We start from the raw sequence: 17,654 nt of genomic DNA on the forward strand, positions 1-17,654 counted from the left end.
GGTTGCGAACAGGGAAGTCGTATATCATCCTCTCTTCACCGAAGCCGTTTGACTTGACGCCATCAAAGCCCTCTGGACGATTGTCCTTCTCATCAAGATATATGTGAAGCTCGGTCTTGTAAAGCTTCCCGTGATCTTTGGCTGGCTGCTCGTTGAAGTCCACCACGTCAAAGTAGTTAGTCACGCCCTCGGGGAGGATATATATCGCTAAACCTTTGTAGAAGTCTATCTTTTCTTGTTCCATGACCGCAAAGGTAAGCAAAAAAAATAGTTTTAGCACGCTATCATATCAAGTTCTTTGGTTAGGCAGCGGCATCCGCCTGCCACGGACAATCCCCCTTGGGCCGATTTTTACTGCACAGAATTAGGTTTGTTGTGCAAAAATAATGCTTTTCCCTTGATTTTTTTTGGTAAATCGCAAAAAAAGTTGTTACTTTGCAGCGATTTTTGAAAAAGAAAATAATTAAACAACATTCTAAAAGTTACAGTTATGTCAGAAATTGAAAACAAAGTAAAGTCTATCATCGTAGACAAGCTCGGTGTTGACGAGGCAGAGGTAAAGCCCGAAGCAAGTTTCACAAATGATCTCGGTGCTGATTCTCTCGACACCGTAGAGCTCATCATGGAGTTCGAGAAGGAGTTCTCCATCTCTATCCCCGATGATCAGGCTGAGAAGATTGCTACCGTTGGTGACGCTATCAAGTACATTGAGGAGCACGCTAAGTAAATAGCAACCGATAGTGATAGGTGTCTGAAGGCCAGATTATGTCCTTGAGACACCTATCTGCGATTTTATTAATACCAACATTAGAATGGAATTAAAAAGAGTTGTCGTAACAGGACTCGGTGCCGTGACGCCCGTGGGCAACACTCCTGAGGAGACTTGGGAGAACCTCGTTGCCGGCAAGAGTGGTGCCGCTCCCATTACCCTTTTCGACGCTTCCCGTTTCAAGACCCATTTTGCTTGTGAGGTGAAGAACTTCAAGCCGATGGACTACCTCGATCGTAAGGAGGCGCGCAAGATGGACCGTTACTGTCAGATGGCTATGGTCTCTGCCATTCAGGCTGTCAACGACAGTGGTATCGATCTTGAGAAGGTTGACAAGAACCGTATCGGCGTCATCTACGGCGTGGGTATCGGTGGTATCAAGACCTTCGAGGAAGAAGTAGAATATTATGCGTTGAACAAGGAGGAGAAGGGCCCGATGTTCTCTCCGTTCTTCATCCCGAAGATGATTGCGGATATCGCCAGTGGACAGATCTCCATCCATTTCGGATTCCATGGCCCCAACTACACAACGACGAGTGCCTGTGCCTCTTCCAGCAATGCGCTGGCAGATGCTTTCAATCTGATCCGTCTCGGAAAGGCTGACATGATTCTCGGTGGTGGTGCCGAGGCTGCTATCTGCGCTTGTGGTGTCGGTGGTTTCAACTCCATGAAGGCCCTGTCCACGCGTAATGATGATCCTGAGCATGCCAGTCGTCCGTTCAGTGCGAGCCGTGATGGTTTCGTGATGGGTGAAGGCTCCGGCTGTCTCATCCTTGAGGAACTGGAGCATGCCAAGGCCCGTGGTGCGAAGATCTACGCCGAGATGGTCGGTGAGGGTATGAGCGCTGACGCTTATCACATCACCGCTTCCCATCCTGAGGGTCTCGGTGCCAAGCTCGTGATGCAGGCTGCCCTCGACGATGCAGGCATGAAGCCCGAGGATATCGACTATATTAATGTCCATGGCACATCGACGCATGTCGGTGATCTCTCTGAGGCCAAGGCCATCAAGGATGTCTTCGGTGATCAGGCTTACAAGCTGAATATCTCTTCCACGAAGTCCATGACAGGTCACCTCCTCGGTGCCGCCGGTGCTGTAGAGGCTATGGTCTGTGTGCTGAGTGTGAAGAATGATATTGTCCCGCCGACGATCAATCACGCCGAAGGCGATGATGATCCGGAGCTGGACTACAACATGAACTTCACTTTCAACAAGGCACAGAAACGCGAGGTCCGTGCTGCTCTGAGCAACACCTTCGGCTTTGGCGGTCATAATGCCTGTGTGATTTTCAAGAAGTATGCTGAGTAATATCATAGACCGTATAAAGCTCCGTTTCCGTAAGGATAGGGAGCTTTATTTGTCTTTATACAAGATTATCGGGATCTATCCCCATAATATCACCCTCTACCAGCAGGCGCTGATGCACAAGAGTATCATGCACCGTAACGCGAAGGGGCGCCCGGTGAATAATGAGCGGTTGGAGTTTCTCGGCGATGCCATCCTCGATGCCATCGTCGGCGATATTGTCTTCCAGCATTTCCCCGGCAAGCGCGAGGGTTTCTTGACGAATACGCGTTCGAAGCTCGTCTCCCGTGCCTCTCTTGGCAAGCTGGCCAAGGAAATGGGAATCAGTGATCTCGTCCTCTCCAGCGGCCGTGCGGCCAGTCATAACAGCTACCTTGGCGGTAATGCTTTTGAGGCTCTTGTCGGAGCGCTCTATCTCGACAGAGGCTATGAGGCTTGTATGACGTTTATGAGGGACCGTATCCTGAAGGAGATGGTCAATATTGACAAGGTAGCCTATAAAGAAGTGAACTTCAAGAGCAAGCTCATCGAGTGGAGTCAACGTAACAAAGTACAGATAGAGTTCGCCAGCATCTCGGAAGGTAAAGACCAGAACGGCAGTCCCGTCTTCAAATACAAGACTGTACTTGAAGGCGTTGACGGATGTACGGGCGAGGGGTTCTCGAAGAAGGAGAGCCAGCAGAAGGCCTCTAAGCTGACGCTCGAGAAGTTGCGCAAGCAGCCGAAGTTCATTGATTCCGTCTTTGCCGCCAAGACCGCGCGTACGAAGATGGAGGAGGAGCCTGTCGTTGATGTTCCTGATATCGACGGCGGTCATGATGATTTCATCGTTACGAAGGATATCGATGAGGAAGACAAGCATCGCACGGCTTTTGAAGAACGTGTGTACAATATAGATGGTGAACCCCGTGAGAAGAAGTCTGTACGTCATAGTCCGATGTACCGTCAGGCCGAACAGCGTCAGGAGGCTCTCTCTCAGGAAGAGATCATCGCCAAGGCCGAGGAGGATGCTTACCGTCAAGAGTAAGCAGCTCTTTTCCTTGTTGTCTTTCCTTGTGTGAAAAGATTTGTTAGCTAAAGAACACATGAGTATAACAAAATTAGTACGCCCCTTATTCCGTCCCCGTCTAAAAGCGTTGGAGCAGCACCGCTCGCATGGTGTGGAGCTCCAGGAGCGTGTGTTGCAACAGTTGATTGCCAAGGGACGCGATACGGAATATGGCGTCAAGCATAGTCTGAATGTCACCCATAACTATAATGAGTTTGCTGCCAATATCCCCGTTAACACCTATGAGGAGTTGAAAGGGGATATTGACCGTATGCGTCATGGTGAAGAGAATGTGCTCTGGCCCGGTCTTGTGAAATGGTATGCGAAGAGTTCGGGCACGACGAACGATAAGAGTAAGTTTATCCCCGTCTCCCAGGACGGTCTCCATGACATCCATTATAAAGGTGGTGCCGATTGTGTAGCCTTTTATCTCCGTAACCATCCTGAGAGCCGTCTCTTCGATGGCCGCAGCTTGATCCTCGGTGGCAGTCATTCTCCCAACTATAATGTTGCCGGCTCTTTAGTAGGTGATCTCAGTGCCATTCTCATTGAGAACATCAATCCTATTGCCAATCTCGTGCGTGTGCCGAAGAAGGCCACGGCGCTGCTCTCCGATTTCGAGGTGAAGCGCGACCGCATCGCCCGTGAGACGATGCATAAGAATGTCACGAATATCAGTGGCGTGCCGTCATGGATGCTCAGTGTCCTCGTACGTGTCCTGGAGCTGAGTGGCAAGCAGCATCTCGAGGAGGTATGGCCGAATCTGGAAGTGTTTTTCCACGGTGGTATTGCTTTCACGCCTTACCGTCAGCAGTATGAGCAGCTCATCACGAAGCCGGGGATGAACTATATGGAGACATATAACGCCTCCGAGGGTTTCTTCGGCCTTCAGGATGATCCTACAGATCATTCTATGTTGCTCATGCTTGACTATGGCGTATTCTACGAGTTTATTCCCATGGATGAGTTTGGCACGGACAACCCTACGGTGGTGCCGTTGGAGGGCGTGAAGACGAATGTCAACTATGCCATGGTCATCACGACGAGTTGCGGCTTGTGGCGCTATATGATCGGTGACACGGTGATGTTCACGAGCACCAATCCGTATAAGTTCGTCATCACCGGTCGTACGAAATACTTCATCAATGCTTTCGGTGAGGAACTCATCATGGACAATGCCGAAAAAGGTCTCGCCTATGCCTGTGAGCAGACGGGCGCTCAGGTGCGCGAATACACGGCGGCACCGGTGTATATGGACGAGCATGCCAAATGCCGGCACCAGTGGCTCATCGAGTTCGCCAAGGAGCCGGACAGTCTGCAGCATTTCAGCGATTGTCTCGACCGTCGTTTGCAGGAGATCAACAGTGACTATGAGGCCAAGCGGTCGCATGATGTCACGTTGCAGCATCTCGAGGTCATCGAGGCCCGCGAGAATCTCTTCAACGACTGGCTGAAGGCGAAGGGTAAGCTCGGTGGCCAGCATAAGGTGCCCAGACTCAGTAATAGTAGAAAGAATATCGATGAGCTGTTACAGTTACAACAGAAAGAAGCATAAGGACATCTTTCCCTTTGGGAAGGCTTGGTTAGGCCTTATCTTCTTTGCTTTTTTACTTTTATCTTCCTGCGCCAGGATGGGCAATCCCGATGGAGGATGGTATGACGAGACACCGCCGCATGTCGTCGGGGCCACGCCAGCTGATAAGGCGCTGCATGTCAAGAGTAAGAAGGTGACGATCAATTTCGACGAGTTCATCAAGATCGATGATGCCACGTCGAAGGTCATTGTCTCCCCGCCGCAGCTCGAACAGCCGGAGATCAAGGCCACGGGAAAGGAGATCAAGGTGAGTCTGAAGGACTCGCTGAAGGCGAATACGACCTATACCATTGACTTCTCCGACGCCATCAGTGACAATAACGAGGGTAATCCCTTGGGCAGTTATACCTATAGTTTCTCTACGGGAGATGTCATCGACACCCTCGAGGTCAGCGGCACCGTCCTCGACGCCTCTAACCTCGAGCCTGTGAAAGGAATCCTCGTGGGATTGTACAGTGATCTCGCTGACAGTGCTTTTGCCAAACAACCGATGCTGCGTGTCAGTCGTACGGATGACAATGGCCATTTTGTCATCAAGGGAATTGCGCCGGGCCGTTACCGTGTCTATGCCCTTCAGGATATGGACAACAACTTCTTCTGGTCGCAGAAAGGTGAGAAATTGGCGTTCAGTCACGATATCGTTGTACCTTCTTGTAAGGCCGACACGCGCCAGGATACCATCTGGCGTGACAGTCTCCATATTGCGTCGATCAAGCCTGTGGGCTACACCCATTTCCTTCCCGATGATATCTGTCTACGAGCCTTCACGGAGACGCTCACCGACCGTTATTTTCTCAAAGCCGACCGGAAGAACGCTGATCATTTCACCCTCTTCTTCAGTTATGGCGACAGCCAATTGCCGGAGCTGAAAGGCTTGAATTTCAACAGTAAGGATGCCTTTATCATTGAGGCTAACGACCGCAAGGATACCATCACCTACTGGCTGCGTGATACCGCCCTCGTCAACCAGGATACGCTGCGGTTGCAGATGACCTATCAGAAGACGGACAGTCTTGGGAAACTGGTGCCTGCTACCGATACGCTGGAGGTCCTTGCGAAGACCAGTTATGCCCGACGGTTGAAGGAGAAAGAGCGGCAGGTGAAGGATTGGGAGAAGCGGCAGAAGAAACTCAAGGACCGTGGCGAGCCCTATGACTCCATCATGCCCGCAGAGGCGCTGAAGCCGGAGATCAAGGTACAGGGCAGTATGGATCCCGATGAGAATGTAGCCATCTCTTTCCCTGCCCCGTTGGCCCGTATGGATACGTCGATGATCCATCTCTATGCCAAGCACGACAGTCTGTGGTACCGGGCCAAGTTCAGAATCGACCATCTGCAGGCCCGTAATTATCTTCTGCGGGCCGAGTGGCGTCCGGATATCGAATACAGTCTGGAGATTGACTCCGCGGCCTTTACGGATATTTACGGTCGCTTGAACGCAAAGATCAAGCAAGGTTTTAAGGTCAAGAATCTCGATGAATACTCATCACTCTTCATGACCCTTGAGGGTATGAAAGGCAAGGCGTGCGTCGTGCAGCTCCTTGACAGCAGTGACAAGCCTGTCAAGGAAGTCAGGACGAAGAACGGTACGGCGGAGTTCTATTACCTCTCACCGGGGAAATACTATCTGCGGATGTTTGAGGACGAGAATGACAACGGCCGCTGGGATACCGGTGACTATGCTGCTGACCGTCAGCCCGAGCCCGTCTATTATTATCCTCGTGAGCTCGAATGCAAGGCCAAATGGGACCTCACGGAGAACTGGAATCCTACGGCCCTGCCTCTTGCCCGTCAGAAACCCGGCGCCATCACGAAGCAGAAAGGAGAAAAGCAGAAGACTATCCAGCATAAGAATGCCGACCGCGCCAAAAAGTTGGGCATTCCTCTGCCGGACTATCTGAAACAAAAATAAGATGTTTAATCATTAAGATCATGCTTATGAAGACATTCAAGATTTTATTCGTTACCCTGTTGCTCCTGTGCTCCTCCTTAGGGGTCAAGGCGCAGTGTACCTTCCGGAACACGGCTTTCAACCCGGGGGAGTTCCTTACGTACAACCTCTATTACAACTGGAAGTTCGTATGGGTGAAAGCAGGCTCGGCATCGATGTATGTCGTGAAGAGCAACTACCGTGGCACACCGGCCTACCGCTGTTCGCTGACGACGAGAGGCAACCATCGTGTCGATGACTTCTTCGTTCTCCGTGATACCCTTCTCTGCTATTCCTCTTTGCAGATGGCCCCGCTCTATTTCCGTAAGGGTGCCCGTGAGGGAAGTCGTTATTATGTCGACGAGGTATTCTACAGCTATCCCAATGGCCGCCAGCATATCCGCCAGCATAAACTAACGCCACAGCATAGAAATGAGTGGAAACAGCGCACGTTGAATGACTGTGTCTACGACATGCTGAATATCTTCCTCCGTGCCCGTTCCTTTGAGCCGCTGAACTGGAAGAAAGGCCATGTGGTCAGTTTCCCCATCGCTGATGGCGACAATATTGATCCCGCCCAGCTCCGTTTTACGGGAAAGACGACCATCAAGGGCGATAACGGCGTGAAATACCGTTGTCTGCGCTTGTCCTACTATGAGCGGGAGGATGGTAAATGGCGGCATATCGTCGACTTCTTTATCTCCGACGATCAGAACCATGTGCCTATCCGTCTTGACATGTTCCTGAAGTTTGGCAGTGCCAAGGCCTTCCTCGTCGGTATGAAGGGCATCCGGAACCCAATGACCTCCATCGTAAGATAATATATTTTCAAGCCATAAAAAAGGCGTCCGTTTGGGCGCCTTTTTTGTTGGGGAGATATGAAGTCTTTACCATATCTCCATCAGCCTTGTGTGGCCGCAACAAGGCGGCCGCATACGATTATTCTTTTCCGATGGTGTCGATAAACTCGTCAATGATCTCCAGCATATCCTTGGGGAGATAGGAGAGGGCTTTCTCGGTGATGTTGTCGGGGATATCGAAGTAAGCCTCAGCGATGGAGCCGGTGATGGCGCCCTTCGTGTCGGTGTCACCGTCGGCGAGGACGGCCTTGCGGACGGCATCCTCGAAATTCTCGCTCTCCAGGAAACAGCGCACGGCCATGGGGACCGTCTCGGAGCACGTAGCATCGAAATGGCCTGTGCGGCCGATCTTCATCACTTCCTCTATCGTCGGCAAAGAATAGTGAAAATTGCGCTGTACGGCGCTCTCTACCTCGTCGCGGTTGATTCTGCACGTGCGGAGCCAATAGATCACTGTGGCGACGCATTGGGCTCCTGTGATGCCTTCCTCACTATTGTGCGTGCATGCCGCGGAGGCTTTCGCTTCGTTCATGACGTCGTGATAGTCCTGGAAGAGCCAGCCCACGGGACTCACGCGCATGGCCGATCCGTTGCCGTAGCTGCCGTAAGGATGCGGATCGTCGCTCTCCAGCCAGTCCTGGAAGCGTCCGCCGTAGCCACCCATAGGACGGGGATAGCGGTGGCACCAGTCGCGCAGACTCTCCTGATAGCTCCTTTCGTGGAGGATAGCATCGGCGATGGCGACGGTACAGATCGTGTCGTCGGTATAGCCACAGTCGTCAGTAAACAACGTGAAATCTTTCTTCGGGGCCTCTCCGAATTCGAAGCGGCTGCCGACAATGTCTCCTATGATAGCGCCAAGCATAATCGTTATAGTTTTATCGTTATAGATCGCTATAGATTTCTATAGATCACAATAGAATAGGGTATGAGGGAGTGACTTCGCTGGGAATCGAACCCAGATCAAAGGTTTAGGAAACCTCCGTTCTATCCATTGAACTACGAAGCCCCTGCTTATGGATTGCAAAGATACAAATATTTTTTGGAATTCCAAGAGAATGCAGGGAAAAACGTGGTAGCATCCATGGAAACATCCGTCGTTCCGACGGCGGGCCGCCACAAGGGACGGCCCCTGCAATTCCCGGTTTGGATCATGATAAATCAAGTCCCTACGATAGGGAAGAGGCATATCACTCCCCTCTCCTTTGGAGAGGGGTTGGGGGTGAGGCTTTAATATTTAAACGAGCTGCCACCGAGGAACTCACGGAGGAGACTCGTCGGCGGAATATCGCGGTAGCTCACGGGCTTGAAATATTTCAGGAATTTCAGCAACCGATAAGCCTCACTGTATTCCTCGCAGTTCTCCGGCACCTGTTGCAGCAGCGGCTCAGCCTGTGTCTTGATAACGGCGAGTTCGAAGAGCAGGGCACTGTTGAACATCACGTTGGCATTCTCCTGATAGGGGAAAATCCATTTATCCTCACCCTTTCGCACGCTCGGCCAGCGGTGGATCGTCTCCTGGGCGTTGACGCCACGGTATTTATAGTCGCGGATGATGCGCCGCAGCAGCCGGTTGTCGGTCGTGGGGATGTAGTTGTGGTCGTCGAGGAGAATCGTCGTCAGCGCGGAGACATAGACGCGGAACTTCTGGGCCTCGGGGATCTGTGCCGTCAACTCGGGGTTGAGGGCGTGGATACCCTCTACGACGAGTACGTTGTTGGGTTCCATTTTGAGTTTTTTTCCGCTCTTCCCGCTCTTTCCCGTCTGGAAGTTGTATTTCGGCAGTTCGATCTCCTCACCGCGGAAGAGGGCGTTGAACTGCTTGTTGATGAGTTCGAGGTCGAGAGCATAAATACTCTCGTAGTCATATTCTCCATTGGCATCCTTCGGCGTGCGGTCACGGTCGACGAAATAGTCGTCGAGAGAGATCTGCAGCGGTTTGATACCATTCGTAACCAACTGGATCGACAGTCGTTTGCAGGTTGTTGTCTTACCGGACGAGGATGGTCCGGCGAGAAGGACGAGCTTGATGTCACGGTTGGCGGCGATGGTGTCGGCGATGGCGGCGAGCTTTTTCTCCTGAAGAGCCTCTGAGACATTGATGAGCGTGGACGTGTCCCCGTTGGCAACGGCCTCGTTGAAGTCGCCGACGGTGCGGATACCGATAATCTTCTGCCAGTCGTGGTGCTCCTTGAAGATCTCAAACATCTTTTTCTGTCGGGTGAGCTGCGGGAGCTTACCGGGATCTTTCAGATCGGGGATGCGCAGCAGCAGTCCGTCGTAATAAGGGATGAGGTCGAAGAGATACAGTCCCTTTGTGTTTGTCAGCAGGGAGCCATAATAATAGTCCACATAATCGCCGATCTGATAATAGGTGGTGTAGAGGTCGCCGTCGCTCTCGAGGAGCTTGGCCTTGGCCTCGTCGCCTTTCTCACGGAACATCTTCGCGGCATCGGAGGTATGGACGACATGGCGTGCGATAGGGATATGGGCGTCAATGATCTTCTGCATCTGAGCCTTGATCTCTTCGGCGTCTTTCGGTGTGATGGGGTGACCGATATGGGCGTTGACGAAATAGCCGTGGGAGACGGGGATATCGATGACGACATCGGAATGTGGATAGAGGTCGTGGACGGCCTTGGAGAGGACGAAGAAGAGCGTACGCGTGTAGTTGCGTGATGCCGACGGCGATGTCATGTCGAGAAATTCCACGTCCTTGTTGGTGTAGACACGATAGTGGAGTCCTTCCACCTTGTTGTTGACACGGCCGGAGACGGGACCGTATTTCATGTTCAGTCCCGAGAGCGCATAGATCTCACTCAGCGTGCTCCCCGTGGGGACACGCAGTGTCTTCTGGTTGTTCAGCAGATTGATAAGAACAGTTTCTTTCATATTTTACTTCTTTACTTTTTTACTTTTCCTCCGGGTGGCAGTACTCCCACAGTCGCTTGTAGAAGGGATGGCGGGTGAGGGTGGCGGGATCACCGATGATGATGAGTTTCATGCGGGCGCGCGTGATGGCGACATTTATGCGTCGGAGATCACGGAGGAAGCCGATCTCGCCCTTACTGTTGCTGCGTACCATCGAGAGGATGATGACGTCGCGCTCCTGGCCTTGGAAGCCGTCGACGGTGTTGACGGTGATGAGGCGGCGGAAGGGCTTGAAGAACTCCCGCTTTTGGATGAGCCGGCGGAGGTACTGTACCTGTGCCCGATAAGGTGAGATGACACCGACATCGATCTGTTCGTCAAGGATCCGCTGCTTGCCGATTTTCGTGAAGTAATCTTCGAGGACTTGCAGCGTATAGTTGGCCTCCCGTTTGTTAATACGTCCGAAAGATTCGCCGATGAAAGATTCGCCGTTTTGGGGATCAGAATCAGTCATGTCCGTACAATCGGGGACCGTCCGCCATTCCATGGGCTCATCGTAATCGAGGATGCCGCGGTATTTAACCTGTGGCGCACTCTCCACCTCACCATGGTAGAACCAATCGGAGGAGAAGCGCATGATCTTCTCGTTCATACGATACTGGATCTTCAGGAGGGTGACACACTCCGGCTTGTTCTCCACGATACGCTCCATGAGCGTCTTGCCGAGGCCGAGCTGGAGGGCACGGATGCTCTTCACCGTCGGCGGCAGCTGACAGTGGTCACCGGCGAAGATGACGCGGCTGACACGCCGGATAGGGATCCAGCAGGCTGCTTCGAGGGCCTGTGCCGCCTCGTCGATGAAGAGTGTCGTGAAATGCTGTCCTTCCAGAAGGCGGTTGGCGGAGCCTACGAGGGTAGAGGCGATGACGCGTGCCTCGCCGAAGAGTTCACTGTTGATGCGGATCTCCAGAGCCGTGGCGCGGTCTTTGAGGCGCTCAAGTTTCTGATGATAACTGTCGTTGCGGTTCTTCCGCTGTCCGCGGAGCTGTCGGATGGCTTTGCGGATGGCCCACAGCTGCGGGTATTCGGGATGGCTCTCAAAGCGGCGCTCGTAGGTGAACGAAAGCATCTTGTCGTTGACCTTCGTGGGGTTGCCGATGCGCAGCACGTTGATGCCGCGGTCGACGAGTTTCTCGCAGATCCAGTCGACGGCCATGTTGCTCTGCGCGCAGACCATCACCTGACTCTCCCGCATGAGCGTCTCGTTGATGGCCTCGACGAGTGTCGTCGTCTTTCCCGTGCCGGGAGGGCCGTGGACGATGGCGACATCCTTGGCCCACAGCACCTCGTTGACGGCTCTCTCCTGCGTGGGATTGAGCCAAGGGAAACGGATGGGGTCGAAGGAGAACTTCTGCGCCTTCTGGTGACTGTAGAAGAGGTCACGGAGGTAGGCCAGTCGGTTGTTCTTCGCCTTGGTGACACGGTCGAGGGCGTCGAACATCATCTTATAGCTTGTCTCATCGAAGAAGAGCTGTATGCCGACGGGCGTCTCACAGCTCTGGATATCGATGACCTTTCCGTTGTCAGGGATGATGAGAGCCATGCGGTCGCCGTCGACGAAGTTGACGGTCGCCGTGAAGTTGAAATATTTCAGCTTGTTTTCTTTCGTGACGGTGAAGAAGGCCACGGGCCGTCCGAACTCGAAGTTATGCTCGATGTCCTGGTCAGCCGTCCGCAGCACTTCCAGCGTCATCTGGTTGAGCGCGTTGTAATAGCTTCTGCCCACGGAGACGGGAAACCAGGCATCGCCGCGTTTCACCTTCCGTTGCAGTCCGATGGTCTCCGTCTGTTTTCGGAAGGCTTCCTTCTCTTCGAGATATTCGAGCTGCAGGAGCATCCGTTGCCTTTGCAACTCTTGTATGGGAGATAGTTGTTGTGTAGCCATTGTAGCGCAAAGATAAGGAGATAATTCTTGATTTCCAAGGAATTTTTTCTTTTTCTTTTCTATCGTTGGATAAAAAATAGTAACTTTGCAGCGAAATTGAATATTCGATGAATAAAAAACAACTGCTTTTGATCAGTGATCTGGTCGGTTACGGGAAGGTGGCGACGACAGCGATGCTGCCGATTCTGTCTTATTTTGGTATCCCTACGTGTTCTTTGCCGACGATGCTGATCTCCAACCCCTTCGAATACGGAGACTTTCATCTCCTCGATACCACTGATTATATCCGCGGTGTCTTCCCCGTATGGAAGAAGATGGGCTTTCGTTTTGATGCCATCGCTACGGGCTATGTCGTCTCGCAGCGGCAGGCCGATCTCGTGAGCCATTTCTGTCAGGACATGTCAGCGCAGGGCGCGATGATCTTCGTTGATCCCGTGATGGGCGATGAGGGGCAGTTGTATAATGGTGTTGAAAAAGATATCATTCGGAATATGCGGGAGATGATCTCCGTGGCAGACATCTGTTATCCCAACTATACCGAGGCCTGTCTGTTGACGGGCCGCAGCTATCATGCTGAGGGCGTCACGCGCGATGAGGCCCGCAGCCTTGCCGATCATATCCGGAAGATCGGGTCGAAGAGCGTGCTCATCACGAGTATCCCCGTTGACGGTCAGCCGTCGGTCTTCGGCTACAACCATGAGACCGATGAGGACTTCTGTCTGCCGTACAATGAGATCCCCGTGCATTTCCCCGGCACGGGCGACATCTTCTCGGCTATCCTCATCGGCCATATCCTCAATGGTGACAAGCTGCAGGAGAGCACGCAGGCTGCCATGGACGGCGTGTGGCGGCTCATCGACAAGAACAAGGACCAGGAGGATAAGAACCGTGGTATTCCGTTGGAACAGAACCTGGCGGAGCTTAGATAAATCGATGCCATTGCAGGGGCCGTCCACCCCCTTCGATTCCCCCGTGCCCGGGGGACAGAAATGTGGCGGCCCGATGCCGGAACGGCATTTCTTGTGGCATACGATTCCCTGTTTAATTCGGCGTTACCGCCGACGGGCCGCCACAAGGGACGGCCCCTGCAATAGGATTTTTAAAAGGAAACAGAAACAAAGAGAATAGAAACAGAGCGATTATGGATTGGATCAATTCTTTATTTTTATCACATTCGTCGATAGAGGCCGTCGTGGTCGTGTCGCTGATCATTGCCGTGGGACTGGCCCTGGGCAAGATCAAGGTCATGGGCATCTCTCTCGGCATCGCCTTCGTATTCTTCGTCGGCATCCTCGCCGGTCATCTGAAACTGTCCATTGATCCCGTCGTTCTCGACTATATTGAGACGTTCGGTCTCTCGCTCTTCGTCTATACCCTCGGCCTTCACGTGGGGCCGAACTTCTTTGGCTCCCTGCGCCATGAGGGAATGGCACTGAACCTGTGGAGTCTCGCCGTCATCATCCTCGGCACCGTCTTCGCGCTGATCCTTGTGCCCCTGACGGGCGTCAGTCTGCCGAATATGGTCGGTCTGCTCTGCGGCGCCACGACGAACACGCCGGCTCTCGGTGCCGCCACGCAAGCCCTTGCCCACATGCACCTGCCCAGTGGCAGCGTGGCGTTGGCGACGGCTGTCACCTATCCTCTCGGTGTCGTCGGCGTGATCATTGCCATGGTCTTTATCCGTAAGTTTTTCGTCAAGCCGCAGGACCTGGAGGTCAAGCCGCTGACGGAGGATCATACCTACATCGCTGAGATGGTAATCGTCAACCCGGCCATTGAGGGCAAGGAGATTATGGAAGTCGGTGAGATGACGCATCTGAAATTTATTATCTCCCGTCTGTGGCGCAATGGAGAGGTGATCATGCCGATGGCCCATACTGTACTGCATGAGGGCGACAAACTCTTCGTGGTGACGAATAAGGAGGAGGAGCCGACGCTGGAGATGCTCTTCGGTAAGCGCATCAACAAGGACTGGAACGGCGAGAAAGTAGACTGGAACGCCATCGACTCCAATGTGGAGAGTCGTGTGCTCGTCGTCACGCGTACGGCCCTCAACGGCAAGCTCCTCGGGCATCTGCAGTTGCGCAAGACCTACGGCGTCAACGTCAGCCGTGTGATCCGTGGAGATATCAAACTCTTGGCTACCGATGACCTGCGCTTGCAGTATGGTGACCGCGTCACCGTCGTCGGCACCCATGAGGCCGTGAACAATGTGGAGCATTTCTTCGGCAACTCCGTGAAGACGCTCAACGAACCGAATATCGGGTCGATCTTCCTTGGTGTGCTCCTCGGTCTCGCCTTGGGCACGATTCCTATCTCTATTCCCGGCATGGACACGCCGATCCGCCTCGGCATCGCCGGTGGTCCGATCATCATGGGTATTCTCGTGGGTGCCCTCGGTCCGAAATTACACTTCATCTCCTACACCACACGGTCGGCCTCACTGATGCTCCGCAAGCTCGGGCTGAGTCTCTATCTCGCCTGTCTGGGCCTTGATGCCGGTAAGGATTTCTTCGCCACCGTCGTCAGACCGGAGGGCCTCGCATGGGTCGGCATTGGCTTCCTCATCACGCTCGTCCCTGTGATCATTATCGGCCTCATCGCCCTGCGTACCCATGACTATGACTTCGGTACGATCTGCGGCATCCTCTGTGGCTCCATGGCGAACCCGATGGCCCTGGGCTATGCCAACGACACGTTAAAAGGTGACACAGCCTCCGTGAGCTATGCCACCGTTTATCCACTGGGCATGTTCATCCGCGTCGTCATTGCCCAGATACTGATCATGTTCTTCGTGTAGGAGATTTTGTGTCAGTCACCCCTTCCGCTCCCTTTATTTTGCTCGTAGGTATAGGATTGAGAATCGCACAGAATTCACCGAACGGACAAATGGACGGAAATACGGGAATTTTGAGGGAGGTTTGTATCTTGTTGATTATTAGTGATATATAAAGCTGGTGATAATTGCTGAAAATTTACAATGCATGTTTATACGGATATTTATGTAAATTCAGTTCGTTTTTTGCCATTTTTGTAAGATTATGCATCACATTTAGAGGATTTTCTTCGAAAGATACGATCGTATCTTTCGTGGAGAATTTTCTAAACACGATGCAGAATAATTTTTCTCTGTTGTTTCTTGGAATCCCGTCCTTATTTTGCCATGTAGAGATGTCATTTTTCTCTTTACTTTTTCTAGAATAAGATTTTATGGTGAGAGAATTTTGGGGCAAAAAAGAGGGAGTGGGAGGGAATACTATCATTCCCTCCCTAATATAATCCATTGGGTCCTTCCGCTTTTCGGATGGAAAAATAGAATCAGCGGAGCGAAGAGAGGACAGCCATGACATCGGAAGCGATCTGCTCGTTTGTCAGATGATTGACTTTCAACAGTTCCTCCACGTCATAGCGGTCGTATAAGGACTTGCGGACACCGAAGTTGAGAACCCGCATATCGGTCGGACCGTAATAACGGCTGATACGCTCACCGAAGCCACCATCGAGGCTGCCGTCCTCAAGGGTGATGACGAGTTTGTGGTCCTGCTTCAGCTCCTCAAGCAACGGCTCGTCGATGCCGCTGAGCCAGCGAGGATTCACGAGGGTGGCATCGATGCCCTTGTCGGCCAGGAGTTTGCGGACTTGCTCTCCTTTCTGGAAGAAGTTACCGGCAGCGATAATGGCGACATCCTTGCCACGGTGCGCCACCTTGAAGCGGTTGATATCACTGTAGTCGGTCTCTACGGCTTCCGTAGCGTGATATACGGGCCCTTCGGGCACTCGGATGGCCACGGCATATTTCTCCTGACGGATAGCCCAGTCCTCCATAGCGATGAGCTCCTCGTAGGTGGTAGGAGCGAGATAATGGAGGTTCGGAATATGGGAGATCATCGGAATATCGAAGAAGCAGATATGCGTGAAGTCGTTCATTCCATAGATGGTAGAGCCAAGAATATTGAAGACTGCCGGATTGCCGTTGACAGCCAGGTCTTGCGCCAGCTGGTCATAGGTACGCTGGAAAAAGGTGGCGTAATCGCTGAATACGGGGTGTGCCCCACGTTTGGCGGCACCGGAAGCCAGTGCTACAGCTTCCTCTTCGGCGATGCCGGTGTCCACGAATTGTTTTCCTGCAGCCTCACGGCGCTCTTTTGTAAAGCCGAATGAAGCCGGCGTGCCGGCGGTGATCAGCAGGAGTTTAGGATCTTTCTGCATCTTCTCGAAGAGCCAGTCGCCCAGCATCGTGTCCATATCCTCGCTGTTATCCTCCTGGCGCAGACTGCCATCAGCGATATTGAACGGCATATGCCAGTGCCAGGCTTCTTTGTTGGCAACGGCGGGCGCATAGCCGCGGCCCTTCTCGGTATGGATATGTACGACGACAGGATGGTCTACATCTTTCACTCCACGGAAGGCAGCGATGAGCGTCTCAATGTCATTGCCTTCTTCCACGTAATGATAGTCGAAGCCCATAGCCCGGAAATAGTTGCATTCAGCCTTGCCTTTGGTCTCACGCAGGAGTTTGAGATTGCGATAGAGTCCGCCGTGATTCTCGGCGATACTCATCTCGTTGTCGTTGACGACAATAATGATATTGGTGCCGTTCTCTGCCGCTGTGTCGAAGCCCTCAAAGGCCTCGCCGCCGGAGAGGGAACCGTCGCCGATGACAGCGATGACATTCTCCTTTCCTCCAAGGATGTCACGGCCTCGCTGCAGTCCTGAAGCCAGGGCGATGGAGGTAGAGGTATGGCCGATCTCGAAATTGTCATATTCCGCGTTCTCTCGTGGTGAAGAATAACCGGAGATGGCATTCATATCCTCTACGTGAAGGAAGCCGTCAGCGCGCCCCGTAAGCATCTTGTGGGGATAACTCTGGTGACTGACATCGAAGACGATCTTATCCTCGGGGGCATTGAATACATAGTGCAAGGCTATCGTGGCCTCCACAAAGCCGAGGTTCGGACCGACGTGACCGCTATGATTACTGACACGATTGAGAATGCCCTGGCGGATTTCCTTCGCCACTTCCTGCAACTGTTGTATGCTGAGTCCCTTGATATCTTTCGGACTCTTGATGTTTTCTAACCTATATAATTCATACCTCTGACATTTGGGTATAAAAAAAGAGAAGGATATTTTGCCATGTCGGCAAAATTTTGTAACTTTGAAGTATTGAAAATCAATAGTTTACATATCCTTCTCATGTGCAAAGATACAACATTATTTCCGGATCATCAAGAGAAAAAAGATTTTTCTCTTCAAAAGGCCCTTATCAATAAGAAAATCCGTGTAGATTTCGACGCTCCCGACCTATCTTCCAATGGTGGGCTTGTTTTG

General features: G+C 52.5%; 12 protein-coding genes, 1 tRNA gene and 2 pseudogenes. 9 read left to right on the top strand and 6 right to left on the bottom strand.

Translation table 11 applies throughout. From position 1 onward, the window contains the following. Positions 1 to 244 (bottom strand): annotated as a pseudogene (locus G604_RS0111745) (DDE transposase); the annotation flags it as partial. A 246-nt stretch (positions 245 to 490) separates the two neighbouring features. Here G604_RS0111745 and G604_RS0111750 point away from each other — a divergent pair. From G604_RS0111750 to G604_RS0111775, 6 genes are all read left to right on the top strand, one after another. Then, positions 491 to 727 (top strand): acyl carrier protein, encoded by a 237-nt coding sequence (locus G604_RS0111750; RefSeq protein ID WP_028910727.1) that lies wholly within the window; start codon positions 491 to 493, stop codon positions 725 to 727. Positions 728 to 812: 85 nt separating this feature from the next. Next, positions 813 to 2,078, top strand: a complete 1,266-nt coding sequence (gene fabF / locus G604_RS0111755; protein WP_028910728.1) for a beta-ketoacyl-ACP synthase II — start codon at positions 813 to 815, stop codon at positions 2,076 to 2,078. After that, entirely contained in the window at positions 2,068 to 3,102 is a 1,035-nt protein-coding gene (gene rnc / locus G604_RS0111760; RefSeq protein ID WP_028910729.1) for a ribonuclease III, read from the top strand. Before fabF ends, rnc begins: the two co-directional genes overlap by 11 nt. A 58-nt stretch (positions 3,103 to 3,160) precedes the next feature. Next, the gene (locus G604_RS0111765; protein WP_028910730.1) at positions 3,161 to 4,678 is read left to right on the top strand and encodes a GH3 auxin-responsive promoter family protein; all 1,518 of its coding nucleotides are present in this window, start codon (positions 3,161 to 3,163) and stop codon (positions 4,676 to 4,678) included. After that, positions 4,644 to 6,629 (top strand): Ig-like domain-containing protein, encoded by a 1,986-nt coding sequence (locus tag G604_RS0111770; protein WP_081657762.1) that lies wholly within the window; start codon positions 4,644 to 4,646, stop codon positions 6,627 to 6,629. The genes G604_RS0111765 and G604_RS0111770 overlap by 35 nt, the downstream gene beginning before the upstream one ends. Before the next feature lie 26 nt (positions 6,630 to 6,655). After that, a complete protein-coding gene (locus G604_RS0111775; protein WP_028910732.1) occupies positions 6,656 to 7,468 on the top strand; it encodes a DUF3108 domain-containing protein in 813 nt (270 codons plus the stop codon). Between the two features lie 118 nt (positions 7,469 to 7,586). Here G604_RS0111775 and G604_RS0111780 read toward each other — a convergent pair whose 3' ends face one another. The 4 genes from G604_RS0111780 to G604_RS0111800 form a co-directional block, all read right to left on the bottom strand. After that, positions 7,587 to 8,372: an ADP-ribosylglycohydrolase family protein gene (locus tag G604_RS0111780; protein WP_028910733.1), complete on the bottom strand. Its 786-nt coding sequence runs from the start codon at positions 8,370 to 8,372 to the stop codon at positions 7,587 to 7,589. A 72-nt stretch (positions 8,373 to 8,444) separates the two neighbouring features. Further along, positions 8,445 to 8,516, bottom strand: a tRNA-Arg gene (locus tag G604_RS0111785). A 221-nt stretch (positions 8,517 to 8,737) separates the two neighbouring features. Beyond that, the gene (locus G604_RS0111795; protein ID WP_028910735.1) at positions 8,738 to 10,399 is read right to left on the bottom strand and encodes a nucleoside kinase; all 1,662 of its coding nucleotides are present in this window, start codon (positions 10,397 to 10,399) and stop codon (positions 8,738 to 8,740) included. 19 nt (positions 10,400 to 10,418) lie between these two features. After that, a complete protein-coding gene (locus G604_RS0111800) occupies positions 10,419 to 12,323 on the bottom strand; it encodes an AAA domain-containing protein (protein WP_036905651.1) in 1,905 nt (634 codons plus the stop codon). A 107-nt stretch (positions 12,324 to 12,430) separates the two neighbouring features. Between G604_RS0111800 and G604_RS0111805 the strand changes: the two genes are divergently transcribed. Together G604_RS0111805 and G604_RS0111810 are read left to right on the top strand one after the other, a co-directional pair. Continuing rightward, on the top strand, positions 12,431 to 13,252 hold the full coding sequence (locus G604_RS0111805; RefSeq protein ID WP_028910737.1) for a pyridoxamine kinase: 822 nt from the start codon (positions 12,431 to 12,433) through the stop codon (positions 13,250 to 13,252). 212 nt (positions 13,253 to 13,464) lie between these two features. After that, on the top strand, positions 13,465 to 15,123 hold the full coding sequence (locus G604_RS0111810) for a putative transporter (RefSeq protein ID WP_028910738.1): 1,659 nt from the start codon (positions 13,465 to 13,467) through the stop codon (positions 15,121 to 15,123). Positions 15,124 to 15,641: 518 nt separating this feature from the next. Here the strand turns inward: G604_RS0111810 and G604_RS0111820 are convergent. Continuing rightward, on the bottom strand, positions 15,642 to 17,435 hold the full coding sequence (locus G604_RS0111820) for a 1-deoxy-D-xylulose-5-phosphate synthase (RefSeq protein WP_028910740.1): 1,794 nt from the start codon (positions 17,433 to 17,435) through the stop codon (positions 15,642 to 15,644). Positions 17,436 to 17,519: 84 nt separating this feature from the next. Here G604_RS0111820 and G604_RS15590 point away from each other — a divergent pair. After that, a pseudogene (locus G604_RS15590) lies at positions 17,520 to 17,654 on the top strand (IS1380 family transposase); the annotation flags it as partial.

The organism is Prevotella sp. AGR2160 (assembly GCF_000424185.1).
Lineage (GTDB): Bacteria > Bacteroidota > Bacteroidia > Bacteroidales > Bacteroidaceae > Prevotella.